Below are 12422 nucleotides of genomic sequence, written 5' to 3' on the forward strand. Positions count from 1 at the left end.
CGTGTAAAATAGTAGTAAAAAGAAATAGCAAAATAATCTCTCATCTTAGAAGCAGCGATGATGTTGTGCCATGCGAATTACGTAAGGATAGGGAGTGGTCTTTTGAAACCTTCGACTCATCGGATGCTAACACGGATTAAGTCTGTTTACATGTTTATCAGCGAAAGAGGCACCGTGACAACACAGGAACTCGTTGATGAATTCGGCATCACTCCACGGACGATTCAGCGTGATTTGAACGTGTTAGCATATAATGACCTGGTTCGCAGCCCAAGCAAAGGCAAATGGACAGTAACCAACAAGAAGGTGAGAATGTCCTCTTAAAGTAGGTCATGAGAGAAAAAGGTGAGAGGTTATAGAGCAAACGGTTAGCCTCAACATACCGGAAAAAATCAGATTCGATATAGAAAAGGAACCTGTTCAAAGGTTCCCTTTTTTTGTGTCAGACGGCATGAATTGTTTTAAACATTCCACTTCTTCATCCGTCAACTCGCGATATTCTCCTAATTCAAGCGTTGGATCAAGCGACAACGGTCCCATTTGAATCCGCTTTAAATACACGACCCGCTTTCCAACCGCCTGAAACATCCGTTTCACTTGATGAAATTTCCCTTCTGTAATCGTCACTTCTACATCGGAACGGAGGCCGGATTTTAAAATGACAAGCTCCGCTGGCTTTGTTTCATAGCCGTCATCAAGAATAACGCCGCGACGAAATGCTTCCACATCCGCTTCCGTCACTTCCCCGTCAATGACCGCAAAATACGTTTTCGGCACGTGCTTTTTCGGCGACAATAATTGATGAGCAAGCTGCCCATCATTCGTAATCAATAACAGCCCTTCTGTATCTTTATCGAGCCGTCCAACTGGGAACGGTGCAAACACACGATCCTCTTCTTCTAATAAATCAATGACCGTTTCTTCTTCCACATCTTCCGTTGCCGAAATGACTCCCGGCGGCTTATTCATCATCAAATAAATAAACTCCTTATACTCGACTTCTTCTCCCCATACGATAACGACTTGTTCATTTGGATTGACTTGCGTTTTCGGGTCTTTAACGATGACATCATCAATTTTCACAACGCCCGATTTTAATAGCTTTTTCACTTCTTTCCTCGTCCCGTATCCCATGTTGGCCAGCAGTTTATCAATTCGCAAACTCAATGGAATTCCCCCTTACGAAAATTTTGTAGGTTGGGCATTTGTCTAGTCCGCATATTCCCTATAAGGCATACAATGCTTAAGAAAAAAACGAAAGGAGATTTGCCCATGTATGATTATCGTCCACAACAACCAAGTGGTGCATACCCAGGAGGTGTCCCAGGATATCCAGGTGGCGCACCAGGGGGCACGCCGAGCGGCTATCCAGGAGGTTACCCTAGCTATCCAGGAAACATTGAGCAACGTTTAAATCGTATTGAAAGAACGCTTGAGCGGCAAGGAGAGCGTATCAATCGCCTCAACCGCCGGTTGCAGCGCGTCGAGCGGCAGCTAGGCATTCCTTATACAACAGATGGATTTTAACACGAATGCAAAAGAAGGCCGGCTACGAAACCGCCTTCTTTTTTCGTTGCAAAAAAGCAAAACGGTTGCCAAATAACGAAGTAAGCAATCCGATCCGGTCGCTCATGAACCAATAAACACCGGCGCCAATTGCGGCGCTAATTGCGACAATCGCGATCGATTCGATTCGACCGCCACGATAGTGAAACAGCCACTCACATAAATGCCACACGACCGCTACCACTACCGACATGATCGTCGTAAAAATCCCAATTAACATCGTGCGGCGAATGACAAAACGATAGCGGTAGTTCGTATATTTTTGAATGATGAACAAATTAAACGTCACAGAAACGAAATAGCCAAACGTAGTGGCTAATACTGCTCCAACAGTCGCAAATCTCGTAATCAAAAATGTATTAAATAAAAGCTTCACAAACAATCCGAGCATCAAACTAACAACGGTAAACCGCTGTTGGTTAATTCCTTGCAATACCGCAGCCGTTACGGAAAATAGCGCAAATAAAATTGCTGCTGGCGCATACCAGCGCAACACTTGTCCTCCAAGCGGGTCATAGCTGTAAAACGCCGCATACACCGGCTCCGCCAAAATCGCCATTCCCACTACCGCTGGGACGGTTAAAAACATCACGACTTGAAACGTTTGATTTAAATATTTCCGCAACGATTTCCGATCACCAGCGACATACGCTTTCGTAATCGTTGGAATGAGAGTTAACCCGAAGGAAGTCGCCAACGTCACCGGAATAATAACAAGCTTTTGTGCCCATACGTTAAAAATCGAGTATGCTTCTTCGGATATTTTCGCAAGCCCGATCGCCGCCATCGCCCGGTTAAACGTAAACTGGTCAATGAGCTGATAAAGCGGTGTCGCGAGTCCAACAAACACAAACGGAGCCGCATACATAATTAATTCTTTATACATGTCTTTTAACGGCGGGTGAAGCTGCCCCCTGTCTTGTGCAAGCAGTTCTGTTAAATACGTTTTTCGTTTCCACCAATACCAAACGAGCACCGCAAGCCCGCCTAGCGCGCCGACGAACGCCGCAAACGTCGCCAAGCTAACCGCTGTCACAAGCGAACCGTGGAGCACACGCAAGACAATATAACAGCTCGCGAGCAAAAAAATGATGCGAATCAGCTGTTCCACCACTTGTGACGCCGCCGTTGGTCCCATCGATTCATGCCCTTGGAAAAACCCGCGAATTAAACTCATGACAGGCACGATAATTAAAGCGAAGCTGACAGCACGAATGACAGTGACAACATCGGCAACGGAATTTCCTTTTATCTGTTTGTCAATGACAAAAGGAGCAACCCATGGGGCGATCATATAAAGAATAGCACAAGCGGCAATACCGGTAATCGTCATTAACAATAATCCTGAGCGGAACAACCGGTAACCGGTGCGGTACTCCCCTAGCGCATTATATTTCGAGACAAATTTCGAAACTGCCAGCGGTACCCCCGCTGTGGCAAGGCTAATAAAAATTTGGTAAGGCACATATCCATACGAATAAAGCGCTCCGCCCTGCTTTCCGACGAGCGGATAAAATGGGATGACATACACGAGCCCGAGAATGCGCGATAGCAATACCCCTGCGGTCAATATAAACGTCCCTCGCAACAATTTTGAAGATGACATAACATCCCTTCCCTAGAATGCAACTTTTCATAACTACTGTATTTTATCACATTCACAATAAAGTCGAGAAATTTTCTTCTCTTGACTATAATAGAGAAAGAAAGGTTGGTGGAGCAAGTGAAGTATGATGTGATCGTCATCGGCGGCGGACCGTCCGGATTAATGGCAGCGATTGCCGCTGGAGAGCAAAAAGCGAGCGTGCTTTTGCTTGATAAAGGACACAAACTCGGCCGCAAGCTTGCGATTTCTGGAGGCGGACGCTGCAATGTGACAAACCGGTTGCCTGTCGATGAACTTATCAAGCATATCCCTGGGAATGGCCGGTTTTTATATAGCGCGTTTTCTGTCTTTAACAATGAAGACATTATTCGCTTTTTTGAGGGGCTTGGCGTTCAGCTCAAAGAAGAGGATCACGGTCGAATGTTTCCGGTGACAGACGATGCGCAATCCGTTGTCCGCGCATTGATTCATGAGCTTGAGCGGCTCGGGGTACATATTCGTCTCAACAGCCCTGTTGCCGATGTCGAATACAAAGATGGAAAAACGATCGGCGTCACATTAAAAACGGGAGAATTTATCGCTGCCACAAGCGTCGTTATTGCCGTCGGAGGAAAATCGGTACCGCATACCGGCTCAACTGGGGACGGCTACGCATGGGCGGAAAAAGCAGGGCATACCGTGACCGAGTTATTTCCGACAGAAGTGCCGATTATTTCGCATGAGCCGTTTGTGGAAGCACGCACGCTACAAGGGTTGTCGCTGCGCGATGTGGCGTTGAGCGTCCTTAACGAAAAAGGAAAACCGATTGTAACGCATCGCATGGATATGATTTTTACCCATTTTGGCATTTCTGGCCCGGCGGCGCTTCGCTGCAGCCAATTCGTCGTCAAAGAATTAAAAAAAGCAGATGCGGTGACGATGAGCATTGATGCGCTTCCTAATGCCAATGGAGAAGCGCTATTTCAAAAGATCATCGCCACGATGAAGAGCGAGCCAAAAAAGGCGGTCAAAAATGTATTAAAAAGACTGCTCCCAGAACGGTATTTATTATTTTTGCTAGAGCAAAACGACATCGATCCTCAAGCACCAGCAAGTACGGTTTCGCACGAAAAAGTGCGCGCGTTTGTCTTAAGCTGCAAGCAATTCACGTTTCACGTCCACGGCACGTTGCCGCTGGAAAAAGCGTTCGTCACCGGCGGCGGCGTGTCGGTAAAGGAAATACACCCGAAAGAAATGGCGTCGAAACGGATGGAAGGGCTTTATTTTTGCGGCGAAATTTTAGACATTCACGGCTACACGGGCGGCTATAACATTACTGCCGCACTCGTCACCGGAAGGCTTGCGGGAATAAATGCAGCCAAATATGCATTGAATAATCGAGCCTAGCCATTTTTTGGTTAGGCTCGATAAATGACCATCGCCGAGAAGCAATAAATTTGCTCACCTTCCGATTCCATTAAGGCGACATCATACTTAATGTCGATCAGCTGCCCTTCTTTCAATCCCGATAAAAACTTATTGACGGAAACTTCTAAATCTTTCTCGTGCTCTTCATCAAACAATTTTACTTTATACACGTTCCTCCCCCCTTAAACCTATATTTCTTTCCTTATCCATAAAACCCTGCAAATAAAAAACGAAGCCGTCAAAGCTTCGTTTTTTTATGGTTGAATGATGTCTCCGTCCCAGGCGAGCATGCCGCCGGCCATGTTGCATACGTTATAGCCCATTTCTTGCAAATAGTAACACACATTTCCGCTCCGTGCGCCGGAACGACAAATGAAAATGTATTCTTCTTCTTTATTGAACTCGTCTAAGCGGTTCGGAATGTCGCCCATTCGAATATGCTTTGCTCCTGGAATCATGCCGAGCGCCACTTCTTCCTCTTCGCGCACATCGATTAAATTTAGCTTCTCTCCACTCTCGAGTTTCTTTTTCAGTTCTTCAGCTGTAATCTCTTTTATTTCTTGCATGGTCCAATCCCCTTTCTTAAGCCCCCACTATTCATCGTGGGGGACTTTTTTAGTTCGCAACAATATTGACTAATTTTCCAGGAACAGCGATGACTTTACGCACCGTTTTTCCTTCAATTTGTTCTTTAATTTTGGCATCTTCCATGGCAATTTGCTCTAGTTGCTCTTTCGAAGCGTCCGCCGGAACGCTTACTTTCGCCCGAACTTTGCCGTTGACTTGCACAACGATCTCGACTTCGTCTTCAACGAGTTTCGCTTCGTCGTATGCCGGCCACGCTTCATACGCAATCGTATTCGTATGGCCTAGCTTTTCCCATAATTCTTCGGCAATGTGCGGGCAAACTGGCGACAACAATTTGACGAAGCCTTCCATATATGCTTTTGGCAATACTGGCGCTTTATACGCTTCGTTAATAAACACCATTAATTGCGAAATCGCGGTATTGAAGCGAATCGCTTCGTAATCTTCCGTCACTTTTTTCACTGTTTGATGATAAACGCGTTCAAGCGTGTCCGTTTCCGGATTTTCGACGATTTTCGGATTTAACTCGCCATTTTCTTCGACGAATAAACGCCAGACGCGATCTAAAAAGCGGCGGGCACCGTCAAGCCCTTTTGTCGACCACGCAATCGACGCTTCCAAAGGCCCCATGAACATTTCGTATAAACGTAACGTGTCCGCACCGTGGCTTTCGATAATATCATCCGGATTGACGACATTTCCTTTCGATTTGCTCATCTTTTCGTTGTTTTCGCCAAGAATCATGCCTTGGTTAAATAACTTTTGGAACGGCTCTTTTGTCGGCACAACACCGATGTCGTATAAAAATTTATGCCAGAAGCGCGCGTATAACAAATGAAGAACGGCATGTTCCGCCCCTCCGATGTAAATATCAACCGGAAGCCATTTTTTCAACTTTTCCGGATCAGCAAGCTGCTCACTGTTGTGCGGATCGATGTAGCGCAAGTAGTACCAGCAGCTTCCCGCCCATTGCGGCATCGTGTTCGTTTCCCGGCGTCCTTTTTTCCCTGTTTTCGGATCAACGACGTTGACCCATTCTTCAATGTTCGCAAGCGGTGATTCGCCTGTTCCGGACGGTTTAATTTCATCCGTCTTCGGAAGCACAAGCGGAAGTTCCTCTTCCGGCACCGGCGTCATCGTGCCATCTTCCCAGTGGATAATCGGAATCGGCTCGCCCCAGTAGCGCTGGCGGCTAAACAGCCAGTCGCGCAATCGATACGATACTTTCTTTTCCCCTTTTCCGTTCGCTTCGAGCCATTCGATCATCTTTTTAATCGCTTCTTCTTTATTTAATCCGTTTAAGAAATCGGAATTCACATGCTGCCCGTCGCCTGTATACGCTTCTTTTGTAATGTCACCGCCGGCAACGACTTCTTTAATCGGCAAGTTGAATTTTTTCGCAAATTCATAGTCGCGCTCGTCATGCGCCGGCACTGCCATAATCGCGCCTGTTCCGTAGCTCATGAGCACATAATCGGCAATCCAAATTGGCAATTTTTCGCCGTTAACCGGGTTGATCGCATACGCACCTGTAAACACCCCTGTTTTTTCTTTTGCTAAATCGGTGCGTTCAAGATCGCTTTTGCTTTGAATTTGTTGTAAATATGCTTCTACTGCCCCTTTTTGTTCTGGCGTCGTAATTTTTTCGACGAGCGGATGCTCAGGGGCAAGCACTGCGTATGTCGCGCCAAACAACGTATCTGGACGGGTCGTAAATACCGTGAACGTTTCCTCATGTCCGTCGATCGCAAAGTGGACGTGCGCCCCTTCTGAACGGCCGATCCAGTTGCGCTGCATTTCTTTAATGCTTTCCGGCCAATCAAGTTCTTCCAAATCTTCAAGCAAGCGGTCCGCATATGCGGTAATGCGAAGCATCCATTGTTTCATCGGTTTACGAATGACCGGGTGCCCGCCACGCTCGCTTTTTCCATCGATCACTTCTTCATTGGCAAGCACCGTTCCTAACGCTGGGCACCAGTTGACCGGTACTTCATCGATATAGGCTAAGCCTTTTTCATACAACTTTAAGAAAATCCATTGTGTCCATTTGTAGTAGTTCGGATCGGTCGTATTGACTTCGCGATCCCAGTCATACGAAAAACCGAGCGATTTAATTTGGCGACGGAAGTTGTCAATATTTTTTTTCGTAAATTCGGCCGGATCGTTGCCAGTATCAAGCGCATACTGCTCCGCTGGCAAACCGAACGCGTCCCACCCCATTGGATGCAATACGTTATACCCTTGCATCCGTTTCATGCGCGCCAAAATATCGGTCGCCGTGTACCCTTCTGGATGGCCGACATGGAGGCCAGCGCCGGACGGATACGGAAACATATCAAGCGCATAAAATTTTCGCTTTCCATCCTCTTCGGTCGTTTTAAATGTCTTATTCTCTTCCCAATACTCCTGCCATTTTTTCTCAATCTCGCGATGATTGAAGCTCATATTCTTTCCTCCTCTTTCATGCAGTACAAAGCTAAACAAAAAACCTCACGCCCTTCTTAAAGGGACGAGAGGCTATTTTCCCGCGGTACCACCCAATTTAGCACGCAAAAATGGCGCGCTCGCTCGTTTCCTTAACGCAGATTCACGGCGAACATTACTAGGCACAAGACCGTTCACATCCGCAACTCGAAGGCGAGTTCGTGAACAAACTTCGGTTGACTCGCACCAGCCGTCAACTCTCTGTAGTCCGTTATGCCCACTACTACTCCTTTTCACCGTTATTTGGCAATATTTTTATATTTTATATTTTAAAAAATTTGTCGGTTCATTGCAAGTAGGGGACGGCAAAATCACTTTTCGCTAAAAACGATACGATTGCTTTATCATTATTATGCAATTTCCATTGCGCGGTTACTGTTATACAAAAAAGAGCTTTCTATCGTAGAAAGCTCTTTAAAACATTACTGCTCGATATGTTGTTTCGATTTTTGCGGCTGTCCGCCGGTCTCTTCGTATGCTTCTTTCGCTTGCTTCACTGGATCAAAGTCATCGGCGTTGTTGATCCCGTTTCTCGTTTTTTGTTCCGGATTGTTTTGCTTTGAACGTTTTTTCATTATATCCCCCCTAATGACCTAGTAAAATCATGTCATTTTGCAATTGTTCCAGCTGTAAACGCATGCGATGCAATTGCTCGCGCTGCTGGGCGTTGCAGCTTAACGCGAAATGGGCTAAATCATTCACTGCATTTTCGAGCATTTGCTGCGCATTCGTATACGCCTCATCATTGTAATGCTCTTGTCGTTGCGCTTCTGTGTATTGCTCTTTAGCGTACCGAATCACATCTTCACAATGTTGTAAAAACTCATCCACTGATTGCCGCGTCGCCATCTTATTCCCTCCAGCTGAAAAATAATCGTTGTCCATTTTTAATGTGCGCACTTCTTCTTCGTATTATGACGCTAATGATTGGAAACAGTCGATTTTTCCGCTTAATCGTGCTACAATGCTAAAATGACAACTATCGTAATTAACAAGGAAAGCCAATAAGGCGGAACGGTTTGTCAAAGGGTTTCAGCTATTTGACAAAGTTCTGTACAATCGTCAAGAATGTTTTGTGTTTGGCAGAAGAAGTAGCGGATATTTCGACTTTCGGTTGTTAGATGGCACAAGAATCCATGCTTCGGCAAGTGATAAGAAACTAAAAAAAGTGGAGCATGCGAGCACATTATTGATTGAAAGGAGGAAGGGCGATTCCTCCCCGACTTTCGCTCTCGCTTAGAAGTCGGGGTCTCCTCGCCCGATGATGATGAATATGAACCCTTTTCCATATAGCAATGACAATAAACGATATCACACATGGAATTACCACTTGCGACAAACGTTCGGTCATAAAGTATTTAAAGTCGCCCTTGACGGCGGCTTTGATTGTCCGAATCGCGACGGCACGGTCGCATACGGCGGCTGCACGTTTTGTAGCGCAGCCGGCTCTGGCGACTTTGCTGGCAACCGCGCCGATGATTTAGTGACCCAATTTCATGACATTAAAGAAAAAATGCATGCGAAATGGAAAGACGGAAAATATTTAGCGTATTTTCAGGCGTTCACAAACACGCATGCGCCAGTGGAAGTGTTGCGCGAAAAATATGAAACCGTCTTAAAGCTAGACGACGTCGTCGGTTTATCGATTGCGACACGTCCTGACTGCCTTCCAGACGATGTCGTGGAATATTTAGCGGAACTAAACGACCGCACATATTTATGGGTCGAGCTTGGCCTACAAACGGTTCACGAACGAACCGCACTTTTGATCAACCGCGCCCACGACTTTGAATGTTATGTGGATGGTGTAAACAAACTTCGCAAACACGGTATTCGCGTCTGCTCTCATATTATTAACGGACTGCCGCTTGAAGACTATGACATGATGATGGAAACCGCAAGAACAGTCGCAAACCTTGATGTGCAAGGCATTAAAATTCATTTATTGCATTTGTTAAAAGGCACGCCTATGGTGAAACAATACGAAAAAGGAATGTTACAGTTTTTATCGTTCGATGAATACGTCCAGCTTGTTTGTGATCAGTTAGAAATATTACCGCCGGAAATGGTCGTTCACCGCATTACCGGCGATGGGCCGATTGATTTAATGATTGGCCCAATGTGGAGCGTGAACAAATGGGAAGTGTTAAATGCCATTGATGCAGAATTGGAACGACGCAATAGCTATCAAGGAAGATATTACAAAAAAGAGGCGATCCACCGATGAAACTTGCCCGCATTCTTCCGTTCGCCCGCTCGTTGCTTGACCTCGCCGTCCAACCGGGAGACATCGCTGTCGATGCCACCGTCGGCAACGGGCACGATACGCTTTATTTAGCAGAACGAGTAGGAAAAAACGGTCACGTATTCGGCTTTGATATTCAGACACAGGCGATCGAAAATACAGCGAAACGTTTGCAAGAACACGCGGTATATGAACAAGTGACATTGTTTCATGCGAGCCACGACACGCTCATCGAAAAAATTCCAACGCACGTTCACGGGCGCATTACAGGCGCAATTTTCAATCTTGGCTACTTGCCGGGGGGCGATAAACAAATTGTCACTAAACCAGCGTCCACCATTCGCGCCGTCGAGCAACTGCTTGATATCATGGTTCCAGAAGGAATCATTGTACTCGTGATTTACCATGGGCACCCAGAAGGGGCGATCGAACGGGATGCGGTGCTTTCGTACGTTGCAACGATTGACCAGCAACGTGCCCACGTATTGCGCTATCAGTTCATCAACCAAATCAATCACCCGCCGTTTATTGTTGCGATAGAAAAAAGATAAAAAGCTGCCTCTCCAAAAACGAAGGCAGCCTTTATTTTTGCCACGCGCGATACATGCGTCCATTCCAGTAAAAAAAGCGGGAAACGACACCGCCAGCGCGAAGCAAACGCTTCGCTAACCGACGAATGTTCGAATGGTTTCTTGCCTTTTCATCTGATAAATACAATCCTAATAATCCGCGATGAATGAGGCGATGGAACGTTCCGTGCGGCAATTGCCCTACATGGCGATCGGCTTCTTCGATAAAATGGCAAAGCCGCTCCAATAGCACTAAATCGTTCGGATAATAAAAACAAAAATTTAAATCCCCGCCAAGTCGGTCTTCTTCTTGGTCAATGAAATAATCAAGCAAAATATGTAAGCCTTGGATGTATGGGAAATAACCGTTACGCACTTTCAACGCCATTTCCTCATTAAATGATTCCGTAAACGCATAAGCAATCAAACAAAAAATGCCTAGCGTCGAACCGGAGCATGCCGAAAATTCATACCATTCCATTGGTGGAAGATGATCTTTATATTGCTTAAACCATTGCTCCAACCGCGGAACGCGTTCATCTACTCGCACATGCTTATGCACTTGCAAATCGCAATAATATCCCGCTAACTCTTGCAAAAACGGAGCAATGATTTCATAGTGCTTCACTTGCTTTAACACTTCTTGACATGTACGAACAAGCTCGTGAAGATAGCCGCCATCGTTTTGTTCTTCACGATGACGATAATAATTGGAAGGAGTTGCATCGATGCATAAAGCATCTGGCATTGAGTTATGTAATGTTCGAAAATCAAGAGGGTCAAGCGATGTGCTACGGTCACATAAATTATCAAGATAGTCGCTAATCGTTTGATAAGCGACAATAAAACGAATGCACAATTCCATATCCGCTTCCGCTAGCAGTGACAGAATGGCTCCACCCTCGCAATGAAACGTTTTTGACTGAATGCTAGCAAGCGCCTGTTTCCGCAATTCGTCATCCGGAATAGATTCGGCTTTTTGCTTCCAATAGGCCAATTCACGATGCACAATCGGAAGCACATTACGATATACATTTTTCATTAAACTAATAGGATGAGTAGGAATGTTCAACAAGCTCACCTCAGCTACGTTTATTACAATGACTTCCGTTGTTGTTCTAAAGGCATTACGCCACACCTTTTATCGTTGTAATTGCAACTGTGTATCTAAAAATGTTTTCGCATACAAAAACACATGATCTCGTTCCGGTTCATTAAAAATTTCATGGTACAACTTGTTCCACTCTTTATACACTTTTTCCGATATTGGTAACCGGTCAAACCATTCTTTTACAACGACTTTATCAACAATTTTATCGTCTCCGCCTTGCATGAGCAACAACGGAATGTCGGGAAATTTGTTAATATTTCGATACGCCAACTGCATCGCTTTGACAAGTTCACGATACCATCGAACAGACACTTTTGTCACATACAGGGAATCATTTTTGTCCATTTCGCGAACTTCTTCATTTCTTGTCGCCACTTCTACAGACAACCGTGAATCGAACAACATCGATGGTGCAACATAGTTTAATACTTTTGATAATAAATCTAACCCTTTCGACGGATATGTCACTAATCCTAAACACGGAGAAGAAAGAATCACTCCGTCTACCGGAAGGCGTTTTTCCTGCAACGTTCGAATCACGACAAGACCGCCCATGCTATGGCCAAGAAGAAAGATCGGCAGTTGAAATTCTTTCGCCGCTGCGACCCAATCCGCTACTTCATTGATATATTCATCAAACGACTGAATATGTCCTCTTTTTCTTCTTGTCGTCGTTCCTTGCCCCGGCAAATCCCCCATCACAACATGAAAGCCGCTTAAACGAAACATTTCCATGAGCCATCTGTAACGTCCATGATGTTCCGCCGCTCCATGAACGATGACCACAACTCCTTTCGCACAGTCCGCTTCCCATTTCCACATTTAAAAATCCCCCCATCGCATTTA

The 12422-nt window shown here is 45.5% G+C and carries 14 protein-coding genes and 1 other annotated feature; of the genes, 5 read left to right on the forward strand and 9 right to left on the reverse strand.

All coding sequences use genetic code 11. From position 1 onward, the window contains the following. Positions 1-102 precede the first annotated feature (102 nt). Positions 103-324, forward strand: a complete 222-nt coding sequence (locus tag M4I42_RS06260; RefSeq protein WP_268851371.1) for a DeoR family transcriptional regulator — start codon at positions 103-105, stop codon at positions 322-324. Between the two features lie 96 nt (positions 325-420). Here M4I42_RS06260 and M4I42_RS06265 read toward each other — a convergent pair whose 3' ends face one another. After that, positions 421-1167, reverse strand: coding sequence for a pseudouridine synthase (locus M4I42_RS06265; protein ID WP_268851372.1), 747 nt, complete (start codon positions 1165-1167; stop codon positions 421-423). Positions 1168-1272: 105 nt separating this feature from the next. Here M4I42_RS06265 and M4I42_RS06270 point away from each other — a divergent pair, with 105 nt between their 5' ends. Continuing rightward, complete coding sequence (locus M4I42_RS06270; RefSeq protein WP_268851373.1) at positions 1273-1527, forward strand: hypothetical protein; 255 nt, start codon at positions 1273-1275, stop codon at positions 1525-1527. 22 nt (positions 1528-1549) lie between these two features. On the opposite strand, the gene M4I42_RS06275 is transcribed toward M4I42_RS06270, so the two are convergent. Beyond that, positions 1550-3172, reverse strand: a complete 1623-nt coding sequence (locus M4I42_RS06275) for a putative polysaccharide biosynthesis protein (protein WP_268851374.1) — start codon at positions 3170-3172, stop codon at positions 1550-1552. 117 nt (positions 3173-3289) lie between these two features. Between M4I42_RS06275 and M4I42_RS06280 the strand changes: the two genes are divergently transcribed. Continuing rightward, complete coding sequence (locus M4I42_RS06280; RefSeq protein ID WP_268851375.1) at positions 3290-4558, forward strand: NAD(P)/FAD-dependent oxidoreductase; 1269 nt, start codon at positions 3290-3292, stop codon at positions 4556-4558. A gap of 11 nt (positions 4559-4569) precedes the next feature. On the opposite strand, the gene M4I42_RS06285 is transcribed toward M4I42_RS06280, so the two are convergent. The 5 genes from M4I42_RS06285 to M4I42_RS06305 all read right to left on the reverse strand — a co-directional run bounded on the left by M4I42_RS06285 (position 4570) and on the right by M4I42_RS06305 (position 8500). Then, a complete protein-coding gene (locus M4I42_RS06285; RefSeq protein ID WP_268851376.1) occupies positions 4570-4749 on the reverse strand; it encodes a sporulation protein Cse60 in 180 nt (59 codons plus the stop codon). A gap of 84 nt (positions 4750-4833) precedes the next feature. Further along, positions 4834-5145: a rhodanese-like domain-containing protein gene (locus M4I42_RS06290; protein ID WP_268851377.1), complete on the reverse strand. Its 312-nt coding sequence runs from the start codon at positions 5143-5145 to the stop codon at positions 4834-4836. A 49-nt stretch (positions 5146-5194) separates the two neighbouring features. Further along, complete coding sequence (gene leuS / locus M4I42_RS06295; protein ID WP_268851378.1) at positions 5195-7612, reverse strand: leucine--tRNA ligase; 2418 nt, start codon at positions 7610-7612, stop codon at positions 5195-5197. A 57-nt stretch (positions 7613-7669) separates the two neighbouring features. Beyond that, positions 7670-7897: a binding site (T-box leader), on the reverse strand. A 176-nt stretch (positions 7898-8073) separates the two neighbouring features. Beyond that, positions 8074-8226 carry a glycogen biosynthesis protein GlgD gene (locus M4I42_RS06300; RefSeq protein WP_268851379.1) on the reverse strand — a complete coding sequence of 51 codons (153 nt, stop codon included), beginning with the start codon at positions 8224-8226 and terminating at the stop codon, positions 8074-8076. Positions 8227-8236: 10 nt separating this feature from the next. Next, the gene (locus tag M4I42_RS06305; RefSeq protein ID WP_268851380.1) at positions 8237-8500 is read right to left on the reverse strand and encodes a YtzC family protein; all 264 of its coding nucleotides are present in this window, start codon (positions 8498-8500) and stop codon (positions 8237-8239) included. Between the two features lie 415 nt (positions 8501-8915). Between M4I42_RS06305 and M4I42_RS06310 the strand changes: the two genes are divergently transcribed. Both M4I42_RS06310 and M4I42_RS06315 read left to right on the forward strand, forming a co-directional pair. Then, positions 8916-9878 (forward strand): TIGR01212 family radical SAM protein, encoded by a 963-nt coding sequence (locus M4I42_RS06310; protein ID WP_268851406.1) that lies wholly within the window; start codon positions 8916-8918, stop codon positions 9876-9878. Then, positions 9875-10447: a class I SAM-dependent methyltransferase gene (locus M4I42_RS06315; protein ID WP_268851381.1), complete on the forward strand. Its 573-nt coding sequence runs from the start codon at positions 9875-9877 to the stop codon at positions 10445-10447. The genes M4I42_RS06310 and M4I42_RS06315 overlap by 4 nt, the downstream gene beginning before the upstream one ends. 31 nt (positions 10448-10478) lie before the next feature. On the opposite strand, the gene M4I42_RS06320 is transcribed toward M4I42_RS06315, so the two are convergent. Next, positions 10479-11537, reverse strand: coding sequence for a tetraprenyl-beta-curcumene synthase family protein (locus tag M4I42_RS06320; RefSeq protein ID WP_268851382.1), 1059 nt, complete (start codon positions 11535-11537; stop codon positions 10479-10481). A 69-nt stretch (positions 11538-11606) separates the two neighbouring features. Continuing rightward, complete coding sequence (locus tag M4I42_RS06325; RefSeq protein ID WP_268851383.1) at positions 11607-12398, reverse strand: alpha/beta hydrolase; 792 nt, start codon at positions 12396-12398, stop codon at positions 11607-11609. Positions 12399-12422: the final 24 nt, after the last annotated feature.

Origin of the sequence: Anoxybacillus sp. J5B_2022 (assembly GCF_026847645.1) — a bacterium.
Taxonomy (GTDB): domain Bacteria; phylum Bacillota; class Bacilli; order Bacillales; family Anoxybacillaceae; genus Anoxybacteroides.

Coding starts and splice junctions, on each gene's coding strand:
- M4I42_RS06275 (WP_268851374.1), bottom strand. CDS start 3,172: ATGTCATCTTCAAAATTGTTGCGAGGGACGTTTATATTGACCGCAGGG.
- leuS (WP_268851378.1), bottom strand. CDS start 7,612: ATGAGCTTCAATCATCGCGAGATTGAGAAAAAATGGCAGGAGTATTGG.
- M4I42_RS06305 (WP_268851380.1), bottom strand. CDS start 8,500: ATGGCGACGCGGCAATCAGTGGATGAGTTTTTACAACATTGTGAAGAT.
- M4I42_RS06310 (WP_268851406.1), top strand. CDS start 8,916: ATGATGAATATGAACCCTTTTCCATATAGCAATGACAATAAACGATAT.
- M4I42_RS06290 (WP_268851377.1), bottom strand. CDS start 5,145: ATGCAAGAAATAAAAGAGATTACAGCTGAAGAACTGAAAAAGAAACTC.
- M4I42_RS06325 (WP_268851383.1), bottom strand. CDS start 12,398: ATGTGGAAATGGGAAGCGGACTGTGCGAAAGGAGTTGTGGTCATCGTT.
- M4I42_RS06315 (WP_268851381.1), top strand. CDS start 9,875: ATGAAACTTGCCCGCATTCTTCCGTTCGCCCGCTCGTTGCTTGACCTC.
- M4I42_RS06270 (WP_268851373.1), top strand. CDS start 1,273: ATGTATGATTATCGTCCACAACAACCAAGTGGTGCATACCCAGGAGGT.
- M4I42_RS06300 (WP_268851379.1), bottom strand. CDS start 8,226: ATGAAAAAACGTTCAAAGCAAAACAATCCGGAACAAAAAACGAGAAAC.